Source organism: Pseudomonas sp. UBA4617 (assembly GCF_002386445.1).
In the GTDB taxonomy this organism is placed as follows: domain Bacteria; phylum Pseudomonadota; class Gammaproteobacteria; order Pseudomonadales; family Pseudomonadaceae; genus Aquipseudomonas.
Genome location: NZ_DGIR01000014.1, coordinates 94,467 through 120,678 on the forward strand (window position 1 = coordinate 94,467; position 26,212 = coordinate 120,678).

The 26,212-nt window shown below is 65.5% G+C and carries 27 protein-coding genes; 7 read left to right on the forward strand and 20 right to left on the reverse strand.

Annotated elements, in window-relative coordinates:
• Positions 1–17: 17 nt before the first annotated feature.
• The 5 genes from purT to B4L76_RS05085 form a co-directional block, all read right to left on the reverse strand.
• Positions 18–1,199 carry a formate-dependent phosphoribosylglycinamide formyltransferase gene (gene purT / locus B4L76_RS05065; protein WP_296230938.1) on the reverse strand — a complete coding sequence of 394 codons (1,182 nt, stop codon included), beginning with the start codon at positions 1,197–1,199 and terminating at the stop codon, positions 18–20.
• A gap of 76 nt (positions 1,200–1,275) precedes the next feature.
• Entirely contained in the window at positions 1,276–1,743 is a 468-nt protein-coding gene (locus tag B4L76_RS05070) for a VUT family protein (protein WP_296230940.1), read from the reverse strand.
• A gap of 141 nt (positions 1,744–1,884) precedes the next feature.
• Positions 1,885–2,091 (reverse strand): DUF1289 domain-containing protein, encoded by a 207-nt coding sequence (locus tag B4L76_RS05075; protein ID WP_296230942.1) that lies wholly within the window; start codon positions 2,089–2,091, stop codon positions 1,885–1,887.
• Complete coding sequence (locus tag B4L76_RS05080) at positions 2,084–2,608, reverse strand: gamma carbonic anhydrase family protein (protein ID WP_296230943.1); 525 nt, start codon at positions 2,606–2,608, stop codon at positions 2,084–2,086. Before B4L76_RS05080 ends, B4L76_RS05075 begins: the two co-directional genes overlap by 8 nt.
• Positions 2,609–2,653: 45 nt before the next feature.
• On the reverse strand, positions 2,654–3,253 hold the full coding sequence (locus B4L76_RS05085) for a CoA pyrophosphatase (protein WP_003252125.1): 600 nt from the start codon (positions 3,251–3,253) through the stop codon (positions 2,654–2,656).
• A 124-nt stretch (positions 3,254–3,377) separates the two neighbouring features.
• On the opposite strand from B4L76_RS05085, the gene B4L76_RS05090 reads away from it, so the two are divergent.
• Both B4L76_RS05090 and B4L76_RS05095 read left to right on the forward strand, forming a co-directional pair.
• Entirely contained in the window at positions 3,378–3,929 is a 552-nt protein-coding gene (locus B4L76_RS05090; protein WP_296230944.1) for an NUDIX hydrolase, read from the forward strand.
• Positions 3,930–3,951: 22 nt separating this feature from the next.
• The gene (locus tag B4L76_RS05095) at positions 3,952–4,506 is read left to right on the forward strand and encodes a L,D-transpeptidase family protein (protein ID WP_296230945.1); all 555 of its coding nucleotides are present in this window, start codon (positions 3,952–3,954) and stop codon (positions 4,504–4,506) included.
• Positions 4,507–4,569: 63 nt separating this feature from the next.
• Here B4L76_RS05095 and B4L76_RS05100 read toward each other — a convergent pair whose 3' ends face one another.
• The 12 genes from B4L76_RS05100 to B4L76_RS05155 all read right to left on the reverse strand — a co-directional run bounded on the left by B4L76_RS05100 (position 4,570) and on the right by B4L76_RS05155 (position 15,115).
• Complete coding sequence (locus tag B4L76_RS05100; RefSeq protein ID WP_296230948.1) at positions 4,570–5,229, reverse strand: general secretion pathway protein GspN; 660 nt, start codon at positions 5,227–5,229, stop codon at positions 4,570–4,572.
• Positions 5,226–5,612, reverse strand: coding sequence for a type II secretion system protein GspM (gene gspM, locus B4L76_RS05105; RefSeq protein ID WP_296230950.1), 387 nt, complete (start codon positions 5,610–5,612; stop codon positions 5,226–5,228). The genes B4L76_RS05100 and gspM overlap by 4 nt, the downstream gene beginning before the upstream one ends.
• Positions 5,609–6,685 (reverse strand): GspL/Epsl periplasmic domain-containing protein, encoded by a 1,077-nt coding sequence (locus tag B4L76_RS05110; RefSeq protein WP_296230952.1) that lies wholly within the window; start codon positions 6,683–6,685, stop codon positions 5,609–5,611. Before B4L76_RS05110 ends, gspM begins: the two co-directional genes overlap by 4 nt.
• Entirely contained in the window at positions 6,682–7,272 is a 591-nt protein-coding gene (locus B4L76_RS05115; RefSeq protein WP_296231080.1) for a type II secretion system protein, read from the reverse strand. The genes B4L76_RS05110 and B4L76_RS05115 overlap by 4 nt, the downstream gene beginning before the upstream one ends.
• A 95-nt stretch (positions 7,273–7,367) precedes the next feature.
• Positions 7,368–7,736, reverse strand: coding sequence for a type II secretion system protein GspI (locus tag B4L76_RS05120; protein ID WP_296230954.1), 369 nt, complete (start codon positions 7,734–7,736; stop codon positions 7,368–7,370).
• Entirely contained in the window at positions 7,733–8,170 is a 438-nt protein-coding gene (gene gspH, locus B4L76_RS05125) for a type II secretion system minor pseudopilin GspH (RefSeq protein WP_296230955.1), read from the reverse strand. The genes B4L76_RS05120 and gspH overlap by 4 nt, the downstream gene beginning before the upstream one ends.
• Before the next feature lie 3 nt (positions 8,171–8,173).
• The gene (gene gspG / locus B4L76_RS05130) at positions 8,174–8,608 is read right to left on the reverse strand and encodes a type II secretion system major pseudopilin GspG (RefSeq protein WP_296230957.1); all 435 of its coding nucleotides are present in this window, start codon (positions 8,606–8,608) and stop codon (positions 8,174–8,176) included.
• Between the two features lie 17 nt (positions 8,609–8,625).
• On the reverse strand, positions 8,626–9,828 hold the full coding sequence (gene gspF, locus B4L76_RS05135; protein ID WP_296230959.1) for a type II secretion system inner membrane protein GspF: 1,203 nt from the start codon (positions 9,826–9,828) through the stop codon (positions 8,626–8,628).
• A 3-nt stretch (positions 9,829–9,831) separates the two neighbouring features.
• Positions 9,832–11,280: a GspE/PulE family protein gene (locus B4L76_RS05140; protein WP_296230960.1), complete on the reverse strand. Its 1,449-nt coding sequence runs from the start codon at positions 11,278–11,280 to the stop codon at positions 9,832–9,834.
• Positions 11,280–13,049, reverse strand: a complete 1,770-nt coding sequence (gspD, locus tag B4L76_RS05145) for a type II secretion system secretin GspD (RefSeq protein ID WP_296230961.1) — start codon at positions 13,047–13,049, stop codon at positions 11,280–11,282. The genes B4L76_RS05140 and gspD overlap by 1 nt, the downstream gene beginning before the upstream one ends.
• Positions 13,050–13,052: 3 nt before the next feature.
• Complete coding sequence (locus B4L76_RS05150) at positions 13,053–13,478, reverse strand: pilus assembly protein PilZ (RefSeq protein ID WP_296231082.1); 426 nt, start codon at positions 13,476–13,478, stop codon at positions 13,053–13,055.
• Positions 13,475–15,115: a lipoprotein UxpA gene (locus B4L76_RS05155; RefSeq protein ID WP_296230963.1), complete on the reverse strand. Its 1,641-nt coding sequence runs from the start codon at positions 15,113–15,115 to the stop codon at positions 13,475–13,477. The genes B4L76_RS05150 and B4L76_RS05155 overlap by 4 nt, the downstream gene beginning before the upstream one ends.
• Positions 15,116–15,338: 223 nt before the next feature.
• On the opposite strand from B4L76_RS05155, the gene B4L76_RS05160 reads away from it, so the two are divergent.
• Positions 15,339–17,399, forward strand: a complete 2,061-nt coding sequence (locus B4L76_RS05160) for a PhoX family protein (protein ID WP_296230964.1) — start codon at positions 15,339–15,341, stop codon at positions 17,397–17,399.
• A gap of 140 nt (positions 17,400–17,539) precedes the next feature.
• Here the strand turns inward: B4L76_RS05160 and gspK are convergent, their stop codons facing one another.
• A complete protein-coding gene (gene gspK / locus B4L76_RS05165; RefSeq protein ID WP_296230966.1) occupies positions 17,540–18,505 on the reverse strand; it encodes a type II secretion system minor pseudopilin GspK in 966 nt (321 codons plus the stop codon).
• A gap of 143 nt (positions 18,506–18,648) precedes the next feature.
• On the opposite strand from gspK, the gene tatA reads away from it, so the two are divergent.
• The 3 genes from tatA to tatC are packed head-to-tail and all read left to right on the forward strand — an operon-like array spanning position 18,649 to position 19,921.
• Entirely contained in the window at positions 18,649–18,876 is a 228-nt protein-coding gene (gene tatA, locus B4L76_RS05170; protein WP_296230968.1) for a twin-arginine translocase TatA/TatE family subunit, read from the forward strand.
• Positions 18,876–19,163 (forward strand): Sec-independent protein translocase protein TatB, encoded by a 288-nt coding sequence (tatB, locus tag B4L76_RS05175; RefSeq protein WP_296230970.1) that lies wholly within the window; start codon positions 18,876–18,878, stop codon positions 19,161–19,163. The genes tatA and tatB overlap by 1 nt, the downstream gene beginning before the upstream one ends.
• Entirely contained in the window at positions 19,160–19,921 is a 762-nt protein-coding gene (gene tatC / locus B4L76_RS05180) for a twin-arginine translocase subunit TatC (protein ID WP_296230972.1), read from the forward strand. Before tatB ends, tatC begins: the two co-directional genes overlap by 4 nt.
• A 103-nt stretch (positions 19,922–20,024) precedes the next feature.
• Here the strand turns inward: tatC and B4L76_RS05185 are convergent, their stop codons facing one another.
• The gene (locus B4L76_RS05185; protein WP_296230973.1) at positions 20,025–20,336 is read right to left on the reverse strand and encodes an NGG1p interacting factor NIF3; all 312 of its coding nucleotides are present in this window, start codon (positions 20,334–20,336) and stop codon (positions 20,025–20,027) included.
• A 3-nt stretch (positions 20,337–20,339) separates the two neighbouring features.
• Complete coding sequence (gene purL / locus B4L76_RS05190; RefSeq protein WP_296230975.1) at positions 20,340–24,239, reverse strand: phosphoribosylformylglycinamidine synthase; 3,900 nt, start codon at positions 24,237–24,239, stop codon at positions 20,340–20,342.
• A gap of 508 nt (positions 24,240–24,747) precedes the next feature.
• Between purL and mltF the strand changes: the two genes are divergently transcribed.
• On the forward strand, positions 24,748–26,205 hold the full coding sequence (mltF, locus tag B4L76_RS05195; RefSeq protein WP_296230976.1) for a membrane-bound lytic murein transglycosylase MltF: 1,458 nt from the start codon (positions 24,748–24,750) through the stop codon (positions 26,203–26,205).
• Positions 26,206–26,212 lie beyond the last annotated feature (7 nt).

A 26,212-nucleotide genomic window follows, 5' to 3' on the forward strand; every position in this document is an offset into this window, starting at 1 on the left:
CCCCCTGCGATCGCAGGTCAGAACTCGACCTTGACCGCCTGCGCAGCACGGGTCGCCTTGGCCCGGGCCAGCTCGACCGATTCATCCCGCGCCAGGCACACGCCCATGCGCCGCGTACCGTTGATTTCCGGCTTGCCGAACAGGCGAATGGCGGTATCCGGCTCGCTCAGCGCTGCGCCCAGGTTGGCGAAGCTGGTCTGCTGCGACCGGCCTTCCGGCAGGATCACCGCCGAGGCCGACGGGCCGAACTGGCGCACTGCCGGAATCGGCAGGCCAAGAATTGCCCGCGCATGCAGGGCAAACTGCGAAAGGTCCTGGGAAATCAGGGTGACCAGGCCAGTATCATGCGGGCGTGGCGACACTTCGCTGAACCACACCTGGTCACCCTTCACGAACAGCTCGACACCGAACAAGCCACGGCCGCCCAGGGCATCAGTGACCGCCTTGGCCACACGCTGCGACTCGGCCAGCGCCTTCGGGCTCATGGCCTGCGGCTGCCAGGACTCCTGGTAGTCGCCTTTTTCCTGGCGGTGACCGACCGGCTCAAGGAAGGTCGTGCCGCCTACGTGGCGCACGGTCAGCAGAGTAATCTCGTATTCGAAGTCGATGAAGCCCTCGACGATCACTCGGCCCTTGCCGGCGCGGCCGCCTTCCTGGGCGTATTCCCACGACTTCTGCAGGTCGGCAGCGCTACGCAACAGGCTCTGGCCCTTGCCCGACGAACTCATCACCGGCTTGACCACGCATGGGTAACCGACATCGGCCACGGCCTTGGCATAGTCTTCATAGGTGTCGGCGAAGTGGTACGGCGAGGTCGGCAGGTCCAGCTCCTCGGCGGCCAGGCGGCGGATGCCTTCACGGTTCATGGTCAGTTGGGTGGCGCGGGCAGTCGGCACCACGTTGAAACCTTCGTTTTCCAGCTCGACCAGGGTGGCGGTGGCGATAGCTTCGATTTCGGGGACGATATAGTGCGGCTTCTCGGCCTCGATCACGGCGCGCAGGGCAACGCCATCGAGCATGTTGACCACGTGGCTGCGGTGCGCCACCTGCATAGCCGGGGCATTGGCGTAGCGGTCGACGGCGATCACTTCGACGCCCAGGCGCTGCAGTTCGATCACCACTTCCTTGCCCAGTTCGCCACAGCCGCAAAGCAGTACACGGGTCGCGGTGGGCGACAAAGGGGTTCCGATACGGGTCATTTCAGGTCCTCGAAGGCATCCGGGGCCGCACCAGGCTTGGCGCCGCCCGCTGAAAAAGGACCGCTATTCTACACCATCAACCGGCGGCAGCGGCCCGCCGGGCGCGAAATGCCATGGCCAGCCACACCGCGGTGACACCGGCAAACTTCGAGGCCATGGCCGTACCGACCACGGCCGGGACCAGGGCACCGATCATGCCGAAGAAGATGAACGTGTCCACCGGGATGCTCAACGCCGAGCTCAACCACAGGCGGTCGCGCAGCGGGCGGCGGGTGATGCTGAACACCAGCCAGTCGATCAGTTCGGAAATGAAGAACGCAGTGGCACTGGCCAGCGCGATGGCCGGTTCCGAGGTGACATAGGACAACACCAGCGCCACCAGCATGGCGACCAGCGCGCCGTGGCCGAAGCGGGTCTGCACCATGTCGCGCAGGATGAATACCAGGCCGCCCCAGGCGGACCAGATGATGTCCAGGTGCGGGGCGCTGGAGAAGGCGTAGTTGATCAGCACTACGCTGCTGATGTAGGCAAACAGATAGAACATGGGGAGTGGTCTGTGGGCAAGCCGCACAGAGTAGCGGTGGCCTCTTCGCGGGGCAAGCCCGCTCCCACAGGTACACCAGCGCTTTCGATGCAGCATCCAACCTGTGGGAGCGGGCTTGCCCCGTGAAGAGGCCACCACTGATCAGACGCCGAAGATCACCCCGGCCGCCAGCGCCCGCTCATGGCAGAGCTTGAGCACCGCACGGCGTTCGCTGTTGTCCATTTTCGACCAGCGGCTGATTTCAGCCACCGTACGCTGGCACCCGGTGCAGATGTCCTGCTCGTCCAGGCCGCAGATACTCACACAGGGTGAAGGTACCGGCCGCTCCGCCACAAGCGTGTCACTCATCGTCGACCACCAGCTCGCGAGCATAGCGCTCGGCGTTGTGCACATAGTGCGCGGCGCTGGCCTCGAGCACGCGCTTCTGCTGCTCGGTCAGCTCGCGCACGACCTTGCCCGGTGAGCCCATCACCAGGGAACCGTCGGGAATTTCCTTGCCCTCGGCAATCAGCGCATTGGCGCCGATGATGCAGTGCCTGCCGATACGCGCGCCGTTGAGGATGACCGCATTGATGCCAACCAGGCTGTAGTCGCCCACCGTGCAGCCATGCAGCATGGCGTTGTGGCCGACGGTCACGCCCTTGCCCAGGGTCAGCGGCGAGCCCATGTCGGTGTGCATCACGGTGCCATCCTGCACGTTGCTGCCTTCGCCGATATCGATCAGCTCGTTGTCGCCGCGCAGCACCGCGCCAAACCACACGCTGGCATTGGCCTGCAGGCGTACTTTGCCGATCAGGGTAGCGGTGGGTGCGGCCCAGCTGGTGGGGTGGCTTTCGACCCGCAGGTCGCCCAGGCGGTATTTCATGCTTGCTCCTCAGGCTGCGACGCAGATGGCGGGGTAGGCCCCCGCTCAGTTTTCGATGTAACGCTCAGGCGGCTGGTGCAGGCTGATGCCGGCATCGAACAGCAGGTTGACCAGCTCGACGATCATGATCGCCGACAAGCCCCAGATCTTGTATTCGCCATAGCGATAGCTGGGCACATACCAGCTGCGCCCCTGGTAATCGATACGGTGGGTGTGGTCGCGCGGGTCCTGACGGAAAAATTCCAGCGGCACAGTGAATACTGCCGCGATCTCGGCGTCATTGGCGCGGTATTCGACAAAATCCGGAATGAGCCCGACGAATGGCGTCACTTTCAGGCCATGCAGCGAAATCAACGGGCTGAGCGGGCCGATGACTTCCACCAGGCCGGGCGGCAGGCCGATTTCCTCTTCGGCCTCGCGCAATGCGGTGAACACCAGGTCCGGGTCTTCCGGGTCGCGCCGGCCACCAGGAAAGGCCACTTCGCCACCATGGGTGGACAGGCCTTTGGCGCGCAAGGTAAGAACCAGTTCGGGCGCTTCGCTACGGGTAATGGGCAGGAGCACCGCCGCTTCGGGGAACCGTCGGTCGGTTTCCAGTGACGCGGGTTGGTGGTTGCTCATTCGGCGAAGTAGCTCGTCCAGCATTGCGCACGCTCGTATTCAAGACCTGCCCTGCATGATGCACCAAAGCCGCGCAGCACCCAAGCCCCGGACGCTTGCGGTGCCCAGGCTGTCGCGCCAAGATAAGCCTGAGCGAAAGGAACCCGACATGAAATTCTGTAGCACGTGCGGCCAGCTGGTGACTCAGCAAATCCCTGCAGGCGACAGCCGCCTGCGCTATGTCTGCGAGTCCTGCCAGACCATTCATTACCAGAACCCCAACATTGTCGCGGGCGTGTTGCCGACCTGGGGCAGCCAGGTGCTGCTGTGCAGACGCGCCATCGAGCCGCGCCGGGGCTTCTGGACCCTCCCCGCCGGGTTCATGGAAAATGGCGAGACCCTCGACCAGGCCGCCCGTCGCGAAACCGTCGAGGAAGCCTGCGCCCGGGTCGGCAGCCTGGCCCTGTACCAATTGTTCGACCTGCCGCACATCAATCAGGTGCATGTGTTCTTCCGTGCCGAGCTGGCGGACCTCGACTTTGCCATTGGTGTCGAAAGCCTGGAGGTACGGCTATTCGAGGAACACGAGATACCGTGGGGCGAGCTGGCTTTCCGCACAGTCACACGCACACTAGAATGCTACTATCGTGACCGCATCGGGCAGCACTACCCCATAGGCCATGAATACCTGCCGCCGATGACTGTCTCGACCATTACCTAGAAGCCTTCAGGGATACCGTTACATGCGCTGGTTGCTTGCCCTTTTCTGCCTTTGCGTTACCTCGGTGTCACAGGCGGCGTTCACCGAGACCATCATTCGCAAACCCCAGCCGGCAGCGCAGATTCAGTCGCCTTCGCAAAAGGCCATGCAGCCGCTGATCGACAAGGTACTGGTGATCAAGTCCGAGCGCCGCCTGCAATTGATCAGCCGTGGCGAACCCCTGAAAACCTACCGCATCTCCCTGGGCAAGCAGCCCAAGGGGCCCAAGGAACGGGAGGGTGACAAGAAAACCCCCGAGGGGCTTTACTGGCTGGACTGGCGCAAGCAAAGCGACCGCTTCAACCTGGCCATTCACATCAACTACCCGAACGTCAGCGATGCCGCCCGTGCGACCCGTGAAGGGGTGAGTCCCGGCAGCATGATCATGATTCACGGTACGCCGATCAACGACGAGTATCCGGAGTGGTACTTCCATACGCTGGACTGGACCGATGGCTGCATTGCCATGCGTAACCGCGACATGCAGGAAGTGTGGGACCTGGTGCGCGATGGTACGCTGATCGAGATCCGCCCTTGATATGGGCAGCGATATGAGCGGCTTGCAACAGGCTGAAGGGAGGCTCGGCGTTCTCTGGGCGCCCTACCAGCGAAAGTCCCGCTGCCCGGCCAGTGCCTGCGGCCCGAGCCACTGCATACCACGCAGCAATGGTATCAACGCCGCCTCGGACTGCAATTCATACACCAACCGGGCCCGGCGCCCAGGCAAGTCTACGTCCATTGCCAGCTGATGCTGCCCCTGTTGTGCCAGTTGCCCGCGCAGGCGCCAGCCGTTGCCGCAGTCCATTTCCAGCCAGCCCTGCCCCAGGCCCAGCGACCACGGCTCGCTCATGGCGAGGTCGGTCACCAGCAGGCGGCCGTCGCTGCCCTGGCATTGGCGCCCAGCGCCCTCGACGCGCAACGCGCCCTGCCATTGCCCAGCCAGGCGGTAATCCGTGGATGTCGTCAGCTGCGGCCCCATGGCCGTCGCCGCCAGCTGCCACTGCCATGGCCAGCCTTCAGCACGCAGTTGCCAGGCCTGACCCTGCCAGCCGACCTGCGCGCTCGCCTGCAAGCGCCAAGGCTGCAGCGCCCAGCGCAGCGGCCCTACCCCCCCCAGCTGCTGGGCCTGGCCTTGCCACAGGCTGCCACTGACTTCGCGCATGGGCAGGCCGAACGCACGCACCACCCAACTGGCCGGCAGCTCCAGCAGCAGCGACACGGCGAAAACCAGCAGCACCCAGGCCACACTTCTTCGGCTCATGGCTGCACCACCAGCTCGAAGCGCAGCCTCTTGCCGTCGTGTTCCAGCCCCCATTGCAGTGGCTGTACGCCCTCGGTACGCAGGCTCTGCAGCCAGCCTTGCAGTTGAAGCTCGTCAACCACCTGGCCACGCAGTTGCCAGACCTTGCCTTGCGCATCGACCTCAGCCAGTTCGATGCGCCGGGCCTGGGCCGACTGGCGTAGCCGTTCGAGGTTCAACCCCGGGCCGCCGTGCAGACTGGCGGCCTGTTCCGCCAGCCCGCGCCATTGGCTGAGCTCGCGCCATTGCGCAAGGCCGGTGCGCAGAGCCAGCACGGCCAGCAACAGGGCAATCACTGCCCAGGCGAACTTGAAACGGTGACGCTGTATCCAGTCCCGGTTCATGAGGCCGCCCCCAGATCGAATACCACTTGGCCAGCTTGCACCTGAACAGTCGCACCGGCAGCGCTGGCCATGTCCTGCCAAGGCGGTGCACTACCCTCACCCGCCAGGCGCACATGCCAGCGCTGGCCATCGAAGCGCACCGCGCGCAGGTGCCAGCCGGGGTGCTCACGCAGCCAGGCCTGCAATGCCGCTTGCAGGTCTTCGAGCTGGCGCAGGCGCACTCGTTGTTGCAACTCACCTTCGCGCAGCCGTTTGAGCGCCTGCGCGGCGTGACGCGGGCTGGCCTGGGCGCCGGTCACGGCAACGACCTGGCTGCGCCAGAGTTGCGCCTGGCGCCATTGCTGGGTCATCCACAGCCCGCCCCATGCAGCAGCCAACACCAGGCAAGCGGCAAGCAGGCGGCGCTGCGGTCGGGATACCAGCGGCAGCGCACGCGCCATGCGGGCAGCCTCGAACAGGCCCGGCAATTTATCGAGCGATGGCAACGCCGTTGGCCAGGCACCGCCCAGCGACACCGTGTGCAGCTCCGTCCACGGTTGTGGAAGCGCACCACCCAATGCCTCCGGCCAGGCCAGCCAATGTTCCTGGCCATCTGCGCCCAGCCCTTTGCACAAGCGCAGATCGGCTGTGCGCTGCCAGTGCCAGGCAGTGCCCGCCTCAGGTGTCGGCAGTAGCTGCAGCTCTGCCCAGCAACGTTCCACCGGCAAGTCCCATTCGGCGCACTGAGTTCGCCAGCTGTCCAGCCGCTGTCGCGCCACCACCAGCAAGCGAAGGTAACCGGGCTCACGCACCAGGCAGGCACAAGTCACTTCATCCGGGGCCTGCAGCAAGCGGTCTTCGAGTAGCAGCGGCCATTCTTCACGTCTGAGCCCGGGCGGCGCCGGCACGCGAAAATGGCTGCAGGCCTCGGCAGGCACAATCAGCGCGGCGCGCGCCTGCAGGTGCAGCGGCGGCTTGCCCTGCCCCTGGTCTTGCACTACACCACCATCGACCAGCGCCCAGTGCCAGGTAGCACCTGGTCGCAGCAACAGCCAAGGCCGGGCCGCTGTGCGCCGGCGCCATTCAACTTTCATGAGCGCCCCCATGGGAGCGCGAAGGTGCAGACATAGGGAGCCCCGTCACGCTGCAATTCCAGGCGCACGCCACGGCCGGGGTGCGCGGGTTGGTCGGAAGGCCAGGCCAGCCAGCGGCCGCCCTGGTAATACAGAACATTCATGGCGCTGACCCGCTCGAGCCGTTCACGCTCGAGCCAGCGCGGAGCGGCAGCGGCGTACAGGTCGGCCGAGCTTTCCAGCAGCAGGCGTTGCTCACGGGCCTCGAAACGCAGGCGCTGACGTTGCAGGCGTGCGCCGCCTTCGGCTTCCGGCAGGCCGGTGGAGGCGACCCAGAGCAGCTGGTTGCTGGCTGGCTGCCAGTCGAGCCAGCGGCTGGCCAGGGGCAGGCGCTGTTCGTAGATACGGCGCATTACCGGGCTGTCGAAACGCCGCTCCAGGGCCAGGCAAAAGTCCAGCACCGAGGTTTCCTGGGTGGTGGCCTGCAAGCGCTCGCGCACCTTGAGCCAGCCATTGACCAAAGCGGCAAGCAGAATGCCGAGCACGGCAGTCAGGGCCAGGGCGACCATCAGCTCGATCAGGGTCAGGCCGGCCTGGCGGCGTTTCAGCGGCAAACGCCTGCGCTGATGAGAGGGCTGAACCGGTGTTGCAGCGGGCGTGTTCGCTCCCCCAGGGACCGCACAGGCTTCACGGTTTCCGTAACTCATGGGCGCTCCAGAAACACGGTGTACTGACCTAGCGGCAGGCGCTGGTCACGATCGGCGGACAGCAGTAGTTCCCCGCGACGCAAGTCGCGCACACCGGTGCGGCGCAGCTGCAACTGCCAGTGGCAGGCCTGGCCACCCTGGCTGAGTTCACCGCTCACCTGATCGTTGCTGGGCCAGAACTGCTCGACCGCAAAGCGGGTTTGCAACTCGCGTGCACACAGCAGGCCGAAGCGGTGTTGCTGCAGGTTCTCCTGCACGGCCAAGCGCTGGCGCAGCACCTGGCTGGTGATCACTGCCAGCACGGCGGCGATCGCCAGGGCCACGGTGACCTCGAGCAAGGTGAAGCCGCGCTGATGCCGCTTCATGGCGCCACCGCTATATGCAAGCGGCCATCACGGCCCCAGGCCCAGCGTTGGCTACCATCGGCCCAGCGCCAGTGCACGCTGCCCGGCTGTGCCCAGCCGTGCGGGGTGAACAGCAGCTGAGGCTGCGAGCTGGCTGGCCAATCCGGGTGCAGGCCTTTGGGCCAGTCGCCCAGGGCAACCGTCTCGAGCGCCCAGGCATCGTCTTGGCGGCGCACGAACTCCAAGCGCTGGCCGTTCCAGCGCAGGCCGCGCAGTTGCCCGGCATGCCGGGCCAGCACGGCCTGGCTGCGGATCTCCGCCGCCAGGCGCTGCAAGGCCTGCTCGACAGCGGCCTGGCCGTTGCCGAGAGCGGTCACCGCCAGCCCTGTCATCAGCCCGGCGATGGCCAGCACCACCAGCAACTCGATCAGGCTGAAACCCCGCTGCCGACGCACCCGTTACAGCTCCCAGTTGCCCAGGTCGGCATCCTGGCCTTCGCCTCCCGGCAGGCCGTCGGCGCCCAGCGAGTACACGTCGACCCGGCCATGCTCGCCGGGCATGCGGTACTGATACGGGGTACCCCACGGGTCTTCCGGCAGGCGGCGCACGTAGCCGTCACTGCGCCAAGCCCGGGGCAGCGGCTCGTGAACCGGTTTTTTCACCAGCGCAGCCAGGCCCTGCTCGTTGCTGGGAAAGCGCAGGTTGTCCAGACGGTACATGTCCAGCGCCTGCTCCAGGGTGGCCAGGTCGGCCATGACCTTCTGTTTCATGGCCTTGTCCTGGTTGCCGAGCACGCTGGGCGCGACCACGGCGATGAGCAGGCCGATGATGAAGATCACCACCATGATTTCCATGAGGGTGAAACCGCGCTGGCGGTGGCGTCGATGCTGCATGGCAATACTCCTTGCGTTCACAGTTGCAGGCCCTGGTTGAGTTGCATGATCGGCAGCAGCACCGCCAGCACGATGAACAGCACCACGGCGCCCATCACCAGGATCATCAGGGGTTCGAACAGCGCCATGGCGGTGTCGACCTGGCGGGCGAAGCCGCGCTCCTGGTCGTCGGCCACCCGCTCGAGCATGTTGGCCAGGGTGCCGCTGGCCTCGCCACTGCCGACCATGTTCACCAGCAGTGGTGGGAATTGCTGGCTGGCATCCAGCGCGCGGTGCAGGCTGGTGCCGCCCTGCACCTGCAGGCGCACCTGTTCCATGGCCTGGCGGATACGCCGGTTGCCGACGGTTTCGGTGGCCACTTGCAGGGCTTCGAGCAGGGCCACGCCGCTGCCAGTGAGGATGGCCAGGCTGCGTGCCAGGCGCGCGCTTTCCAGCACCTGCAGCAGGTTGCCGACACGTGGCAGGCGCAACAGCCACTGGTCACGGCGCAGGCACCATTGCGGCTTGCGCAGCAACCAGCCACCGAGCGCCGCGAGCACCACGGCCAGCCCCAGCAGCCAAGGCCCGGCCTGGACCAGCCCCTGGCTCAGGCCGATCAACAGCGAGGTGATCAGCGGCAGGCTCTGCCCGGCATGGGCGAATTGCTCGGTGAGCTTGGGCACGACGAAGGTCATCAGGCCGATGACCACCGCCAGCGACACGCCCATCAGCACCGTGGGGTAGATCAGCGCAGTGCGCGCCTTGTGCTGTTGCCGTTGCACCTGTTCCAGGTGATCGGCCAGGCGGGTCAATACCTGGGCCAGGCGCCCGGAGCGTTCGCCGGCCTCGACCAATGCGCAGTACAGGCCACTGAACGGTGCGCCTTGGCGCGCCAGGCTGCGGGCCAGGCCCAGGCCTTCGGCAAGCGAGCCGCGCAAGGCCACCAGCACGCTATGCAGGGCGGGCTGGCGCAATTGACGTTCAAGGGTGGCCAGGGCGTCGACCAGGGGGATGCCGGCAGCCGTCAGGGTGGCCAGTTGACGGGTCAGTTCGCATAGCTGGGCGCGGCTCAGGCGCTGGCGCCGGGGTTGCCGGGTACCGGCCTCGTGGCGCTGCAACTGGCGGGCGAACAGCCCCTGCTCGCGCAACAACTGGCGCGCGTGGCGTTCGCTGTCGGCTTGCAGGCTGGCCTTGCGGGTCTTGCCGGCAAGGTCGACGGCCTGGTAGCGATAGGTCGGCATGGCTCAGCCCTGCACCACACGCAGCACTTCGGCCAGGCTCGTCTCGCCACGCGCCAGGCAGTCGCTGGCCATCGCCACCAGGCTCTGCCTGCGTTCGGCCAGGTAGTCGTGCATGGCCAGTTCGCTGGCACCGTCATACAGCAGGCCGACCAGACCGGCGTCCAATTCGATGAATTCGTACAAGCCCAGGCGCCCCCGGTAACCGCTGCCCTGGCACTGCTCGCAGCCCACCGCGTGGTAACTGCTGCCGAGCGCCGCCAGCTCGGGCCACAGCCCCCGTTCAGCCGCCTGCAGCGGGTGCGCCACGGCGCAACTGCACAGGCGCCGCACCAGGCGCTGGGCCAGTACGCCGCGCAGGCACGAGGCGATCAGGAACGGTTCGATGCCCATGTCGCGCAGGCGGGTCACTGCGCCCACCGCACTGTTGGTGTGCAGGGTGGACAGCACCAGGTGGCCGGTGAGGCTGGCCTGCACGGCAATCTGCGCGGTTTCCTGGTCGCGGATTTCGCCGAGCATGATGACGTCCGGGTCCTGCCGCAGGATTGCCCGCAAGCCGCTGGCGAAGGTCAGCCCGGCACGCGGGTTGATGGCGGTCTGGCCAATGCCGGCGATGGCGTACTCCACTGGGTCCTCGACAGTGAGGATATTGCGGCTGCCGTCGTTGAGGCTATTGAGGCTGGCGTAGAGGGTGGTGGTTTTGCCCGAACCGGTCGGGCCGGTGGCCAGTACGATGCCGTTGGGCCGCGCCAGGCAACCGCGCAGGCCCTGCAGCACCGCCGGCGGCATGCCCAGGTTGCCCAGCGCCAGCAGGCTGGCCTGCTTGTCGAGCACGCGCATCACCACCCGTTCGCCATGGATGCCAGGCAGGGTCGAGACCCGCACGTCCACCTCGCGCCCGGCTGCACGCAGGGTGATACGGCCATCCTGGGGCTGGCGCTTTTCGGCAATGTCCAGGCGCGCCATGACCTTGATCCGCGACACCAGCATGGCTGAAAGCGCACGGGGTGGGCGCAACACCTCGCGCAGGTGGCCGTCCACCCGCAGGCGCACCACCAGGCTCTGCTCGAAGGTTTCGATGTGGATATCCGAGGCGCGCAGGCGCAGTGCCTGGCCGAACAGGCCGTTGATCAGGCGGATCACCGGGGCTTCGTCGTCGCTTTCCAGCAGGTCCTCGATGCGCGGCATCTCGCTCATCAGGCTGTCCAGGTCAACCTGCTCGCCGATGCCTTCGATCAGTGCCTCGGTGGCGTTGGCCTCAGCCTGGTACAGCTGGCCCAGGCGTTCATCGAACAGCGCAGGCTCGAGATATTCGAGCAGGCTGGGCTGGCCATGCACACGCAGCAGCTCTTGCAGCTGTGCGCTGTCGGCATCGGGCCGCAGCCACAGCTGCCAGCCCTGCTCGGCCGGGGCCATGGCTACCCCACTCTGGCGCGCTTGGCGATAAGGCAGCATCACCAGTCACCGCCTTCCAGGCGCGCGCGGCTGGCGGGGAATACCTGCAGCAACTGCGGGCTGCCTGCTGCCAGGTCCGGCAGTTGCAGCGGCGTGGTCTGTTGCAGGCTGCGGTACTTGCCTTCGCTGAGCCCTGCCAGGCTGGGCCCGTCACGCAGGATACGCGGGCGGATGAACACCATCAGGTTCTGCTTGGTGTTCTTGCTGGCATCGGAGCGGAACAGCCGGCCAAGGTAAGGGATATCGCCCAACAGCGGCACACGCTGGTTGCTGGTACTCAGCTCGTCACTGATCAGGCCACCAAGGATCACCAGGCCGTTGTCCTCGACCATCACCTTGGTCTTGATTTCGCGCTTGTTGGTGATCACGTCGCTGGCGGCGCTCGAGTCGGCGATCGACGACACCTCCTGGACGATATCCAGGCGCACGCTGTTGTCGATGTTGATCTGCGGCTTGATGCGCAGTTTCACGCCGACTTCCTTGCGCTCGATGGTCTGGTACGGGTTGGCGTTGTTCTGGGTCACCGAGCCGGTGACGAAGGGCACTTCCTGGCCAACCAGGATCGACGCCTCGGCGTTGTCCAGGGTCAGCAGGGTGGGCGTGGACAGCAGGTTGAAACCACTCTTGCCCTTCAGCGCATTGACCAGCATGGCAAAGTTGAAGCCACCACCGAAATGGCCGATGCCCGCGGTGGCCCCCGTAGTAGATGACAGCAGGTCGCCCAGTGCCTCGCTGTCGCCGCTGGCGGCCGCCCCGGCGATACTGGCGATGTTTACCCCATTGCTGCCGAAGTTGACGATGCCAGCGCCAAACTTCTCGTCGGCGAACAGCCACTGTACGCCCAGCTCCTGGGCACTGCTGTCGGAGACCTCGGCGATGATTGCCTCCACCACCACCTGGGCACGACGGATATCCAGTTGCTCGACGATACTGCGGTAGGCAGCCAGCTCGCTGTCGGGGCCGACCATGACCACGGCGTTGGTGCCTTCCTCGTATTCCAGGCGGATACCGCTGCCACCGCCGGCAGCCGTCACCGGCCTGTCCTTGGCCTCGGCTGCATTGGCGTCTTCGGCCGGCACCATGCCTTCCTGGCTCAGGCCACGCAGCACCTTGACCACTTCACTGGCACTGGCGTGGCGCAGGTAGATCACCTGGGTGCCGGTGTTGTCCGTCACTTCGCCTGGGCGGTCGAGATGTTGCAGCAAGCTGGCGATACGATCCAGGTTGCTGCGCCAGTCGGTCACCACCAGTTGCTGTGCTGCCGGATACGGCGTGATCACCCCTACTCGCGGGTCGATCAGAGGTTTGAGAATGCCGAGCACCTGTTCGCTGGCCGCGTTGCGCACATTGAAAACCCGGGTGGCCACGCTGTCGCTGCCCTCCCCCTGCTGCCCGGCGGGTTCCACCGGTACCGGCTCCAGGCGCGCGGCCTGGTCCGGGACGATCTTCACGCTGCCGTTGGGCAGGTCGACAGCGGCATAGCCCTGGGCGCGCAACTGCGCCAGGAAGATGTCGTAGATCGCATCGGCGTCGTGCATGTCGACGGTGCGCACGGTGACCTTGCCCTTGACCCGGGGGTCGACGATGAAGGTAGTGCCGGTGATCCGCGACACGCTGTCGATGAACTCGCCCAGGTCGGTGTCGACGAAGTTCACCTCGTACAGGGGCGTGCCATTGTCGTCGAAAACCGGTTCTTCGGCATTGGCGGCAGGCAGGCCCATGGACAAGACCAGGCCCAAGGCGGCCGCAACGCAATATCTGACAGGCATCGTTCATCCTTGCCGCTTGAAGCCGGTCACGACGGGGCGTGGCGGCCAGGGCAGGCGTTCACGCCGCCCCTGGTTGTTGAAAATCAGGCCATCGTTGTCGATGTCCTGCAGCACGATCCCGGGCGCCAGGCGCTGGCCACGGGCCAAGGTGCGCACCTGCTCGCCATAGCGCAACACCACCACGCTGGCGGCCAATGGCTGGGCCTTGAGGCCGCCGAGGTATTGCAAAGGCAGGCGGGTAAGGGCGATGGCTCCATCGTCGACGGGCGTCTGCCAATGGCCGGCCATCAACCCGGGCAGCGGCATGTCGGCCATGCCGGGCGCAATGGCTGGTTGCGGCTGACGGCTCAGTTGCAGCACGCACTGGGCGGCCAGCCAGCCGGCCAGGGTCAGCCCAGCGCCAGTGAGCAGGCGCGAGGCGAGTATCACGAAGCCAGCTGCCGCGGGTGCCAACCTGGGTGTCCTTGCACGTAGCGCACTTCGGGCAACTGCAGCGGCGCGAGTTGCCAGTCTGCTGGCTGGCGGGCAAGCCAGGCCTCAACGCTTTGCCACAATGGCTCACCAGCCTGGGCCTGGAATTGCAGGCCGAAGGTACGGCAAAGGCCTTGCACCGGTGCCAGGCCAGTGATGCGCTTGCCTTGCGGGCTGTAGCTGACCCGCCAGGGCTGGCCCAGCCAGCGCGGCAGGTCCTGGCTGTTGTCCAGCAACAACGGGTCACCGAACAATTGCTCCGCAGCGTTCTCCAGCACCTGCTCAACCTGCCGGGCCGGCGCTTCGACCACCGGGGCCGGGTAACCACCGGTGAGGCTGATCAGATGTTCGCGGGTGATGGCCGCTCCGGCGGGTAGCGGGCAGTCATAACGCAGCCCGGGCAGCAGCACCGGCATGTCGCTGTCGCCGGCCAAGGCCTGGTGCAACAGGCGGTCCCAGCTGCCACCGCGGGTATCACGGCGCCACAGGGCTTGGGGCGCACGGGCCAGGGGTTGATCGAGCCAGGCCGCATGGCCGGCGCGCTGTTGACGCAGCTCGGCCTGCAATGGTGCGACACGCAGCTGCGCAGCGGGGGCCAACTGCTGCTCGAAGGCAGGAAAAAAACGCCCGTCGAACTGCCACAACCCGGCCACACGTCGACAGCGCAGGCGGAAGGCGCCGCTGCCCCGGCAACCGGTGAACAGCACCGGTACCCGACGGCCGCTGGCCTGGCTCACCTCGACCGGAGCCGGCCACAGGTCCTGGCCACGGGCGCACAACAGCACGTCGATCTGCGGCACCCGCTCGGCCAGCCACAGTCCGGGGCCTGTGCCAGCATCGGCCAAGGCCACCACCAGGTCGGCCTCGCGGCGTGCCTGCTCGAACACTGGCTGCAGCGCCTGGTACCACTGCTTGAGGGAGGCCTTCTGGTCCTGGGCGTAGGGGTCGGTCACGCCGACCACGGCAATCCGTGCACCGCCACGCTCGAACAGGTGCAGGCTTTCCAGGCCGAGGGTCTGACGCTGTGCGTCTGCCAACCCGGCCCCCAGGGTAATGGCGCTGGCCTGGCGATACAGGCCCGGGCAGCGTTGTGGCCACAGCACGCGTTCATCACTGCTGACCCGCGCTTCGATTCCCAGCAACTGGCTGCCTTGCACCCCGCTTTCACCCTGGGTCAGGTAGGCCAGGCCACTGCCATTCCAGCCCTGGCCGTTCTCCAGGGTCAGGCTGTTACCTGCCCCGGCCTCATCGCGCAACTGCTCGAGCAACGCCGCCAGCACGGCGTAGCCGCCCAGCTGGGCAGATGCCGCCTGGCTGGCATCGAGCAGGGGTGCCAGCTGCGGATAGGCGAGGCTGGCGTTGCTGCCAGTCATCCATGGCGCGCGGCCCAGGTGGCTGACCGGTCCCAGGCGCGTGGCCGGCACCACGGCCTGGCCCGGCTGGCGAGCATCGAGGGTATCGGCCACATACAGCAGGTCGAGGCTGGCATTGCCGCCCCGTTGCCCAGGAAAGGCGGAGCAGGCGCCGAGCAACGGCGCCAAGGCACCGACACCCATCCAGCCGATCACTTCGCGCCTGTGCACACTGCTTGCCATCGAAGCCGCCATCCTTTTCCATGTCCATTCCGGGCCCCGGATGTTGCGGCGTTGGTATTACAGTTTGATGGCAGAAATCAGACAACATTCCAGACTGATCTGTAGTTCATGTTTTTAAGCGCGCAAGGTTTTAAGCGCCCGTTAACATTTCTGCCAAGGAATCATCATATTTGCCCTCTAAAGTCGCGGTTTCCTCTAACTCAGCCAACATAAGGACACCCTGATGAGTCGAGATACCGGCGACAACCTTGACCGGAACCAAAGCGGCAACCTGCCGATGGCCAGCGTCATGGACGCTTACCTGAGCCGCCGCAGCGTGATGCGCGGCAGCCTGGGCGCCGCCATCGCCATGATTGCCGGTACCGGCCTGACAGGCTGTTTCGACGGTGGCGGTTCGGATCACGATGATCCCGTCACCGAACCGCCGGTGACTGAGCCGGAAAAGCCAAAACTGGCATTGGGTTTCCAGTCCATCCCCGGCTCGCGCACCGACGCCTGCGTGGTTGCAGCTGGCTACAGCGCCTACGTACTGGCGCCCTGGGGCACGCCGATCAACCGCAACGGCAACCCGTGGAAGGCCGACGGCAGCAATACCTCGACCGACCAGGCCAACGCCATGGGCATGCACCACGACGGCATGCACTTCTTCCCCATCAACGGCAGCTCGGAAGATGGCCTGCTGGCGATCAACTTCGAGTACATCGACACCGCGGCCCTGCACCCGGCCGGCCCGACCACCGATATCAACGGCAAGCGCCCGGCCGAGGAAGTACGCAAGGAAATCAACGCCCACGGTGCCGGTGTAGTGCGCCTGCAGAAAATCGGCGGTCGCTGGCAGGTGGTCGATAACGACCCGCTGAACCGCCGTTTCACCACAGCCTCGCGCATGGAAATCACCGGCCCCCTGCGCGGCACCGATCACGTAAAGACCAAGTACTCGCCGGACGGCACCCACTGCCGCGGCACCAACAACAACTGCGGCAACGGCTACACCCCATGGGGTACCTACCTGACCTGTGAAGAGAACTGGCCAGGCATTTTCGTCAACAAAGGCACCCGCCCTGAAGACCAGCGCCGCATTGGCGTGAGCACTTCCAGCGGCCAGTACAAATGGGAAACCGCGGCGGGCGACAGCAGCGAGGTAGCCGACGAATTCGCCCGTTTCGACGTCACCGTCAAAGGTGCCAGCGCCACCGACGACTATCGCAACGAAGCCAGCACCTACGGCTACATCGTCGAGATCGACCCGTACAACAGCGCTACCCTGGCCACCAAGCGCACGGCGCTGGGCCGTTTCCGTCACGAGGGCTGCGCCCCGGGCCTGCCGGTCGCCGGCAAGCCTCTGGTCTGGTACATGGGTGACGACTCGAACAACGAATACCTGTACAAGTGGGTGTCCACCGCCGTATGGGATGCCGCCGACGCCAACCCGGCCGACCGCCTGACCACCGGCGCCAAGTACCTCGACCAGGGCAAGCTCTACGTGGCGCGCTTCAATGCCGACGGCACCGGGGCCTGGCTGCTGCTGGACGTTGCCACCACGACCACTGCCGGCAGCACCCTGGGTGCCTTGTATGGCGACCTGCCGGGGATCATCCTCAACACCCGCGGCGCTGCCGATGCCGTAGGCGCAACGCCAATGGACCGCCCGGAATGGACCACGGTCAACCCGCTGAATGGCGACGTGTACCTGACCCTGACCAACAACAGCGCGCGCACCCCGGAAAAGGTCGATGCAGCCAACCCGCGCGGCCCGAACCGGCACGGCCACATCATTCGCTGGCACGACAGCGACGACCAACTGAGCTTCACCTGGGACATCTTCGTGTTCGGCGCCAATGCAGCCGGCACTGCCGACATCAACCGCTCGGGCCTGACCGAACTGAACCAGTTCGCCAGCCCTGACGGCATGAGCTTCGATAGCCGTGGCGTGCTGTGGTTCGAGACAGACAACGGCGAGAGCAGCGTGACCGACTACACCAATGACCAGCTGTTGGCAGTGATCCCGACCAACCTGGTCGATGCCAGCGGCAAGCAGGTGCCGGTGAACGCACAGAACCAGGTGGACCTGCGCCGCTTCTTCGTCGGCCCGAATGGTTGCGAGGTGACCGGAATTACCTTCACCCCCGACAACAAGACGCTGTTCGTGAACATCCAGCACCCGGACAACTGGCCATATACCGACCAGGCCACCGATGCCACCCCGGCGGGGACCACGGTAAGGCCGCGGGCGGCGACGGTGGTGATTCAGCGGATTGATGGCGGCGAGATCGGGACCGCCTGACATGGTGCCGGTCAGTCAGCCTTGCGCTGGCTGTACCGGCCTTTTCGCGGGTAAACCCGCTCCCACAGGTACTGCACAGGGTTAAAAAAACCGTGCGGTCCCTGTGGGAGCGGGTTTACCCGCGAAGAGGCCGGTGAATACTACCAAACCATCGGCTCGCGGCTACGCACCCGCACCTGCTGCGCCGGCACCCGGGCATGCCACTGCACCACCCCCAGCGCCTCCACCTGGAACTCGCTGCGTATCACCCGCCCCTCCTCCGCGAAGGACAGCTGCAACAGGTAATAGCCGCTGTTCAACAGCAACCCTTCGCTCAGCCGCTCGAACGTCTCGTCATCCACCGCCCCCAGCGCCTGGCGCAACGCGGCGGCATCCACATAGCCGGACGCCGGCCGGCCGCTGACGATACGGCTCAGCAGCGAGCGTGGATAACGCCCTTCGTACAGCGCCTCCAGCAAGGGCAGATGCTCCAGCCCCAGGGCATTGGCATTCAGCCGCCAACCGGTTGTCTGCGGCAAGGCACACAACATGGGGTAACGCCCTTGGCGGCCGGCATCCGGCGCCAGCAACAGGTTCAGTTCGCTGGTGTCCAGCATCGGTTGGTTGGCCGCCAGCCGCGCAGGTTGCTGGCGCAGGTACTGGGCACTCTCGGCGCCTTGCAGGCGGGTGTCGTTATCGGCATCGAGCCAGTCGGCCAGGGCATCGACCAGGCGTTCGGCGGCCATGTCATTGCCCAGCAGGTAACGCAACTGGCGCTCGGCGCGTTCACCATCGGCACCGAGCAAGGCATTGACGTTGAAGCAGGTGTGCAGGTCGCCCACCCTCAGCTGCGCCTGGCCGGCGGCAAAGTCGTAATTCAACGGCTGCCCACGCAAGGCCTGCCAGAACAGCGGACTGAGCCGCCAGGCGGGGTCACGCAGGGCCTGCCCGGCATAGGCCAGGCCTGCCTGTTCCATGGCCCGCGCCTGTACCCGCTGGTGCAGCAGGCGCACCTCGTCGACCTGACGGCGGCCATCTTCCACCAGCCAGGCCATGCCCGCAGCCAGCATGGCCAGTACCACCATTACCATCAGCAGGGCCGCGCCCCGCTGTTGCCTGCCACCCATTCATGCACACCCACAAGCGAATGAAAACGCCAGTCAACACGTCAGGTGTTGCAGGTAGATGGCAGCAGCCGTTCGTCATGTGCCCGTCATCTACACAAGGCACGATTGCCCTTCCTTTTCATGACCTTACAGGAGTGGTCGCAATGGGTGGCATTGGAATCTGGCAACTGGTGATCGTACTACTGATCGTATTCCTGCTGTTTGGTACCAAGCGCCTCAAGGGCCTGGGTAGCGACGTGGGCGAGGCGATCCAGGGCTTTCGCAAGTCCATGGGCAGCGACAACGACGCCAACGCGGCTGGCCGCACGCAGGTGCCGCAATGCCCGCTGACAGGCCAGGCGGCACAACAACACACGGACCCCCAGGCCTGATGTTCGAGGTAGGTTTCAGCGAACTGTTGCTGGTAGGCGTCGTCGCACTGTTGGTGTTGGGTCCGGAACGCCTGCCGCTGGCGGCACGTACCCTCGGCCGTGGTCTGGGCCGGGCGCGTCGGGCCATGCAGGCCTTGCGCGCGCAGGTGGAACGGGAGATCGAGCTGCCTGGCTTCGATAACGCGCCCCTGCAGCGCCTGGAGCAGGAGCTCCGCCAGGGCGTCCGCCTCAGCGCAGATTCCACCAATGGAGCGGCCACGACACAGCCAGGGAGAATGCCTGAATGAGCATGGCAACGGACCCGACGGCCAGCATGCCGCTGACCGAACACCTGCGCGACCTGCGCAAGCGCCTGGTGCGCTGCCTGGGGCTGGTCGCGCTGATGTTCGCCGGCCTGTTCCCCTTCGCCCAGACGCTGTACACCCTGATATCCGAACCGCTGCGACGCTTTTTGCCGGAAGGCGCAAGCATGATCGCCACCAGCGTCACTTCGCCGTTCCTGACGCCGTTCAAGCTGACTGCGATGTGCGCGCTTTTCGTCGCCATGCCGCTGCTGCTGCACCAGGCCTGGGGGTTCATGGCGCCCGGGCTGTATCGCCGCGAACGGCGCATTGCCCTGCCGTTGCTGGTGTCGAGTATCGTGCTGTTCTATACCGGCATGGCCTTCGCGTTCTTCCTGGTGTTCCCGATGATGTTCGGCTTCTTTGCCAGCGTGACGCCAGAAGGCGTAGCGATGATGACCGACATCAGCCAGTACCTGGACTTCATCCTGGCGCTGTTCCTGGCGTTCGGGCTGGCCTTCGAGATCCCGGTGGCGACCTTCATCGTGGTCTGGGTGGGGTTGGCCGATGTGCCGACATTGCGCCGTAGCAGACCCTACGTGATCGTTGGCTGCTTTGTGGTGGGGATGATCCTGACGCCGCCGGATGTGTTTTCGCAGACCATGCTGGCGGTGCCGATGTGGCTGCTGTTCGAGGCGGGGCTGCTGGCTTGCGCCTGGTTGAAGCGGCCTGAGCCAGGCAAGGCGATTGTGGCTGATTTGTAGGGCCCTTTCGCGGGCAAGCCCGCTCCCACAGGGATATCACTGGCTCTGGAAACCGTGATGTCGCTGTGGGAGCGGGCTTGCCCGCGAAGAGCCTTGATGCGGACTAGAACTCGGCTAGCCGCCAGACCTCGTAGGCTGGCGTCTCGTACGGGTGGCTCTGCCGGAGGGCAGCGACGACCTGGGCAATCAGCTCGTTGGCGACCACCAGCTCCACCTTCCACTCCTCCACCACCTCGACCTGGCCGGTTTGCCCGAGGAACGGCTGGCTGCCGTCCAACGGGCGGAACTGGCCCTGGCCCAGGGTTTGCCAGGCGCAGTGGTCATAGTCGCCGATGCGCCCGCCACCCGCGGCGAACACAGCAGCCTTGACCACTTCGACGTGGCTGGCAGGGACGAAGAAGGCGAGCTTGTACACGCCTTAGTTCACCCACACCCGGGCATTACGGAACATACGCATCAGCGCGGCATCTTCCTGCCACTCGTCCGGGCGCCAGGAGTTCTGCACGGCGCGGAACACGCGCTCCGGGTGCGGCATCATGATGGTCACACGGCCGTCGCGACTGGTCAGGCCGGTGATACCACGCGGCGAGCCGTTCGGGTTGGCCGGGTAGGCTTCGGTGACCTTGCCGTGGTTGTCGACGTAGCGCAGGGCCACGCAGCCGGACACATCTGCAGCCAGCAGCGCCTCTTCGCTGGCGAATTCGGCATGACCTTCACCGTGGGCGATGGCGATCGGCATGCGCGAACCGGCCATGCCCTGCAGGAAGATCGAGTTGGACTTCTGCACCTCGACCATGGCCACGCGCGCCTCGAACTGCTCCGAGCGGTTGCGCACGAAGTGCGGCCAGTACTCTGTGCCCGGGATCAGCTCGTGCAGGTTGGACATCATCTGGCAGCCGTTGCACACGCCCAGGGCGAAGCTGTCGGTACGCTCGAAGAAGGCCTGGAAGGCGTCGCGGGCGCGGCTGTTGAACAGCGCCGACTTGGCCCAGCCTTCACCGGCACCCAGCACGTCGCCGTAGGAGAAGCCGCCGCAGGCGACCAGACCCTTGAACGCTTCGAAGTCAACACGGCCGGCCAGGATGTCGCTCATGTGCACGTCGATGGCAGCGAAGCCGGCGCGGTCGAAGGCGGCAGCCATCTCGACCTGGCCGTTGACACCCTGCTCGCGCAGGATGGCCACTTGCGGGCGAATGCCTTTCTTGATGTACGGCGCGGCGATGTCGTCGTTGACGTCGAAGCCCAGTTTCACCGACAGGCCCGGGTTGTCTTCCTCGAGCAGCAGGTCGAATTCCTGGTCGGCGCAGTCGGCGTTGTCGCGCAGGCGCTGGATCTGGTAGCTGGTTTCAGCCCACTGGCGCTGCAGCATGCGGCGGTCGTCGTCGAACAGCACTTCGCCGTTCAGGCTGATGGACACTTCACCGTTGTTGACCGGCTTGCCGATCACCGCGACGCATTCTTCGCCCAGGCCAGCGGCGCTGAACTGTGCCAATACGTCCGGGGTGGCATCCTGGCGAACCTGGATGACCGCGCCCAGCTCTTCGTTGAAGAGAATGGCCGGCACGTCGGCCTTGCTGTCGGTCAGCGGGTCGAGGTGCAGGTCGAGGCCGCAGTGGCCGGCGAAGGCCATTTCCAGCACGGTGGTGACCAGGCCGCCGTCGGAACGGTCATGGTAGGCCAGCAGGTGACCGTCGGCGTTGAGGCCCTGGATCACCGCGAAGAACGCCTTCAGGTCCTCGGCATCGTCGACGTCCGGAGCCTCGGCGCCGAGCTTGCCGTAGGTCTGGGCCAGGATCGAGGCGCCCATGCGGTTCTTGCCGCGGCCCAGGTCGATCAGAATCAGGTCGGTCTCGCCCTTGTCCATGCGCAGTTGCGGGGTCAGGGTGCTGCGAATGTCGACCACCGGGGCGAAGCCGCTGACGATCAGCGACATCGGCGCGGTGACGCTCTTCTCGACACCGTCCTCGCTCCACTTGGTCTTCATCGACATGGAGTCCTTGCCGACCGGAATGGTCAGGCCCAGCTCCGGGCACAGCTCCATGCCGACAGCCTTGACGGTGTCGTACAGGCGGGCGTCTTCACCGGGGTGGCCGGCAGCGGACATCCAGTTGGCCGACAGCTTGATGTCGGAGAGTTTTTCGATACGCGCGCCAGCCAGGTTGGTGAGTACCTCGCCAATGGCCATGCGGCCCGATGCCGGGGCGTCCAGCAGGGCCAGCGGGGTGCGCTCGCCCATGGCCATGGCTTCACCGGTGTAGACATCGAAGCTGGTGGCGGTGACGGCGCAGTCGGCCACCGGTACCTGCCACGGGCCGACCATCTGGTCGCGTGCCACCAGGCCGGTGATGGTGCGGTCGCCGATGGTGATCAGGAAACTCTTGCTGGCCACGGCCGGGTGGCTGAGCACGCGCTGTACGGCGTTGTCCAGGTCCAGCTGGCTCGGGTCGAAGTCATCGCCCAGCTCGGCTTCGCGGGTAACCGAACGGTGCATGCGCGGCGGCTTGCCCAGCAGCACGTCCAGCGGCATGTCCACCGGGGTGTTGCCGAAGTGGCTGTCGGTAACGGTCAGGTGCGGCTCTGCGGTGGCTTCGCCGACAACCGCGAACGGGCAGCGCTCGCGCTCGCAGATGGCCTGGAAGCGCTCGAAGTCCTCGGCGCTGACGGCCAGCACGTAACGTTCCTGCGACTCGTTGCTCCAGATTTCGTGCGGGGCCATGCCCGGCTCGTCATTGGGCACGTTGCGCAGTTCGAAGCGGCCACCACGGCCACCGTCGTTGACCAGCTCGGGGAAGGCGTTGGAGATACCGCCAGCGCCAACGTCATGGATGAAGGCGATCGGGTTCTTGTCGCCCAACTGCCAGCAACGGTCGATCACCTCCTGGCAGCGGCGCTCCATTTCAGGGTTTTCGCGCTGTACCGAAGCGAAGTCGAGGTCAGCCGAGCTGGCACCGGTGGCCACCGAGGAAGCGGCGCCGCCGCCCAGGCCGATCAGCATGGCCGGGCCACCGAGCACGATCAGCTTGGCGCCGACGGTGATCTCGCCCTTCTGTACGTGGTCTTCACGGATGTTGCCCATGCCGCCGGCGAGCATGATCGGCTTGTGGTAGCCGCGCACTTCTTCACCGCGCGGGGTGTTGATGGCCTGCTCGAAGGTGCGGAAGTAGCCGGTCAGGGCCGGGCGACCGAACTCGTTGTTGAATGCGGCGCCACCCAGCGGGCCTTCGACCATGATGTCGAGGGCATCGACAATGCGCCCTGGCTTGCCGTAGTTCTGTTCCCACGGCTGTTCGAAGCCAGGGATGCGCAGGTTGGATACGGTGAAACCGGTCAGGCCAGCCTTGGGCTTGGCGCCACGACCGGTGGCACCTTCGTCGCGGATTTCGCCGCCCGAGCCGGTGGAGGCACCGGAGAACGGCGCGATGGCGGTCGGGTGGTTGTGGGTTTCCACCTTCATCAGGATGTGCACCGGCTCCTGCACTGCGCCGTACTGGCGGGTTTCAGGGTTCGGGAAGAAACGGCCGGCCACGTTGCCGACGATCACCGAGGCGTTGTCCTTGTACGCAGACAGCACGCCTTCGCTGTGCATCTGATAGGTGTTCTTGATCATGCCGAACAGGCTTTTTTCCTGGGCCTGGCCGTCGATGTCCCAACTGGCGTTGAAGATCTTGTGGCGGCAGTGCTCGGAGTTGGCCTGGGCGAACATCATCAGTTCGATGTCGTTCGGGTTGCGCTTGAGGCCCTGGAAGGCATTGACCAGGTAGTCGATCTCGTCTTCGGCCAGGGCCAGGCCCAGGTCGATGTTGGCCTTGGCCAGGGCGTCACGGCCACCGGCCAGGATGTCCACCGAGGTCATCGGCCTGGGCTGGGCGTGGCTGAACATGTCAGCGGCCTGCTCCAGCTGGCCGAGCACGCGCTGGGTCATGCGGTCGTGCAGTTCGGCAGCGATCAGCTCGGCATCGGCGGCGCTCAGGTCGCCGGCGACGTAGTAGGCAATACCGCGCTCGAGGCGCTGGATGGCCTGCAGGCCGCAGTTGTGGGCGATGTCGCTGGCCTTGCTGGCCCACGGCGAAATCGTGCCCAGGCGCGGTACGACCAGGAACAGGCGGCCGCTCGGCTCCTGTACCGGCACGCTCGGGCCGTACTTGAGCAGACGGCCCAGCACCTGCTGCTGGTCGGCGGTCAGCTCGCCGTCGACATCGGCGAAGTGGGCAAATTCGGCATACAAACCAGTAACAGCGGGGACTTTCTGGCTCAGTTGCTCGAGTAATTTACCGTGGCGAAAGGCAGAAAGGGCAGGAGCGCCGCGCAGGATCAACATCGTCGGGACAGCCTCAGGAAGGGGTGTGCTTAGAGGCCGTGCATTCTAGCCTAATTCGAAGGGTTTCGGCACCCGCTCTAAGCCACGACTGCCGGGCGGTGGAACCGGACTTCGGGGTCAGATTTCCAAGGGCTCGGCATGACAGATTCAGCGCCTGTAAGATCGAGCGCCGCCCGCGCGGCGCTTCGCGGGGCAAGCCCGCTCCCACATGTATCTCCTGCCGCCATTGGCGCTCGGTCCCTTGTTTGTACGACGCGATATTGAAAGGGACAAACAAGGGACCGCGCGCCGATACCTCAGGAATAACTGGCCCTAAACAAATGTGGGAGCGGGCTTGCCCCGCGAAGCGCCGCGCGGGCGGCGCTCGATCTCACAGGCGCTGAATATCTTGAGGCGGGCACCCTGAGGCCTTCACGCAATCCCCCCACCCCACCACACAACCCGCTACCAGACAAGCTAACAGTTGTCGAGATATGGCTGTGCCAGTCCTTTGCGTATACTGCAACCTATGTTCGCCCACACTGCTTTGCGCCAGCGTTGCGCCAGATGGCTTTTCGCAACCGGACTCTTTCTGCTGCTCGGTGCCTGCGTTGAAAAACCCAGCACCCTCGAGCGCGTGAAGGAGGATGGCGTGCTGCGCGTGATCACCCGCAACAGCCCGGCCACCTACTTCCAGGACCGCAACGGCGAAACCGGCTTCGAGTACGAGCTGGTCCAGCATTTCGCCGATGATCTCGGCGTGAAGCTGCAGATCGAGACCGCCGACAACCTCGACGAGTTGTACGACGCCCTCGGCAAGCCCTCCGGCCCGGTGCTGGCGGCGGCCGGCCTGGTCAGCAGCGAACGGCGCCAGGCCCAGGTGAAATATTCCCACCCCTACCTGGAAGTGACGCCCCAGGTCATCTACCGCAACGGCCGCCCGCGCCCCACCGACGCCAAAGGCCTGGTCGGCAAGAAGATCATGGTGCTCAAGGGCAGCAGCCATGCCGACCAACTGGCCGAACTGAAAAAACAGTACCCGGGCCTGGAATACGAAGAATCCGATGCCGTCGAGGTGGTCGACCTGCTGCGCATGGTCGACGAAGGGCAGATCGACCTGACCCTGGTCGACTCCAACGAGCTGGCAATGAACCAGGTGTACTTCCCCAACGTGCGGGTGGCCTTCGACCTGGGCGACACCCGCGACCAGCGCTGGGCGGTAGCCGCAGGCGAGGACAACAGCCTGCTCAACGAGGTCAACGAATTCCTCGACAAGGCGCAGAAGAACGGCACCCTGCAACGCCTGAAGGACCGCTACTACGGGCATGTCGACGTACTCGGCTATGTCGGCGCCTACACCTTCGCCCAGCACCTGCAGCAGCGTCTGCCCAAGTACGAGAAGCACTTCAAGAGCTACGCCAAGGTCGAGCAGGTCGACTGGCGCCTGCTGGCGGCCATCGGTTACCAGGAGTCGATGTGGCAGCCGGAAGTCACCTCCAAGACCGGCGTGCGTGGCCTGATGATGCTGACCCAGCGCACCGCCCAGGCAATGGGCGTGTCCAACCGACTGGACCCGAAACAGAGCATTCAGGGCGGCGCCAAGTACTTCATGAAGATCAAGCAGGAGCTCGACGACAGCATCCAGGAACCGGACCGCACCTGGTTCGCCCTGGCCGCCTACAACGTCGGCACCGGCCATCTGGAAGACGCCCGCACCCTGGCCAAGCGCGAGAAGCTCAACCCGAACAAATGGCTGGACGTGAAGAAGATGCTGCCGCGCCTGTCGCAGAAGCAGTGGTATCGGCAAACCAAGTATGGCTACGCCCGCGGCGGCGAACCGGTGCATTTCGTGGCCAACATTCGTCGTTACTACGACATCCTTACCTGGGTGACCCAGCCGCAGCTCGAAGGCCAGGTGGCCGAGGGCAACCTGCATGTACCCGGGGTGAACAAGGACAAGCCGGCGGAACAGTCGCCGCCGATGTAGTCCGCCA

Coding starts and splice junctions, on each gene's coding strand:
- purT (WP_296230938.1), bottom strand. CDS start 1,199: ATGACCCGTATCGGAACCCCTTTGTCGCCCACCGCGACCCGTGTACTG.
- B4L76_RS05070 (WP_296230940.1), bottom strand. CDS start 1,743: ATGTTCTATCTGTTTGCCTACATCAGCAGCGTAGTGCTGATCAACTAC.
- B4L76_RS05075 (WP_296230942.1), bottom strand. CDS start 2,091: ATGAGTGACACGCTTGTGGCGGAGCGGCCGGTACCTTCACCCTGTGTG.
- B4L76_RS05080 (WP_296230943.1), bottom strand. CDS start 2,608: ATGAAATACCGCCTGGGCGACCTGCGGGTCGAAAGCCACCCCACCAGC.
- B4L76_RS05085 (WP_003252125.1), bottom strand. CDS start 3,253: ATGCTGGACGAGCTACTTCGCCGAATGAGCAACCACCAACCCGCGTCA.
- B4L76_RS05090 (WP_296230944.1), top strand. CDS start 3,378: ATGAAATTCTGTAGCACGTGCGGCCAGCTGGTGACTCAGCAAATCCCT.
- B4L76_RS05095 (WP_296230945.1), top strand. CDS start 3,952: ATGCGCTGGTTGCTTGCCCTTTTCTGCCTTTGCGTTACCTCGGTGTCA.
- B4L76_RS05100 (WP_296230948.1), bottom strand. CDS start 5,229: ATGAGCCGAAGAAGTGTGGCCTGGGTGCTGCTGGTTTTCGCCGTGTCG.
- gspM (WP_296230950.1), bottom strand. CDS start 5,612: ATGAACCGGGACTGGATACAGCGTCACCGTTTCAAGTTCGCCTGGGCA.
- B4L76_RS05110 (WP_296230952.1), bottom strand. CDS start 6,685: ATGAAAGTTGAATGGCGCCGGCGCACAGCGGCCCGGCCTTGGCTGTTG.
- B4L76_RS05120 (WP_296230954.1), bottom strand. CDS start 7,736: ATGAAGCGGCATCAGCGCGGCTTCACCTTGCTCGAGGTCACCGTGGCC.
- gspG (WP_296230957.1), bottom strand. CDS start 8,608: ATGCAGCATCGACGCCACCGCCAGCGCGGTTTCACCCTCATGGAAATC.
- gspF (WP_296230959.1), bottom strand. CDS start 9,828: ATGCCGACCTATCGCTACCAGGCCGTCGACCTTGCCGGCAAGACCCGC.
- B4L76_RS05140 (WP_296230960.1), bottom strand. CDS start 11,280: ATGCTGCCTTATCGCCAAGCGCGCCAGAGTGGGGTAGCCATGGCCCCG.
- gspD (WP_296230961.1), bottom strand. CDS start 13,049: ATGCCTGTCAGATATTGCGTTGCGGCCGCCTTGGGCCTGGTCTTGTCC.
- B4L76_RS05155 (WP_296230963.1), bottom strand. CDS start 15,115: ATGGCAAGCAGTGTGCACAGGCGCGAAGTGATCGGCTGGATGGGTGTC.
- B4L76_RS05160 (WP_296230964.1), top strand. CDS start 15,339: ATGAGTCGAGATACCGGCGACAACCTTGACCGGAACCAAAGCGGCAAC.
- gspK (WP_296230966.1), bottom strand. CDS start 18,505: ATGGGTGGCAGGCAACAGCGGGGCGCGGCCCTGCTGATGGTAATGGTG.
- tatA (WP_296230968.1), top strand. CDS start 18,649: ATGGGTGGCATTGGAATCTGGCAACTGGTGATCGTACTACTGATCGTA.
- tatB (WP_296230970.1), top strand. CDS start 18,876: ATGTTCGAGGTAGGTTTCAGCGAACTGTTGCTGGTAGGCGTCGTCGCA.
- tatC (WP_296230972.1), top strand. CDS start 19,160: ATGAGCATGGCAACGGACCCGACGGCCAGCATGCCGCTGACCGAACAC.
- purL (WP_296230975.1), bottom strand. CDS start 24,239: ATGTTGATCCTGCGCGGCGCTCCTGCCCTTTCTGCCTTTCGCCACGGT.
- mltF (WP_296230976.1), top strand. CDS start 24,748: ATGTTCGCCCACACTGCTTTGCGCCAGCGTTGCGCCAGATGGCTTTTC.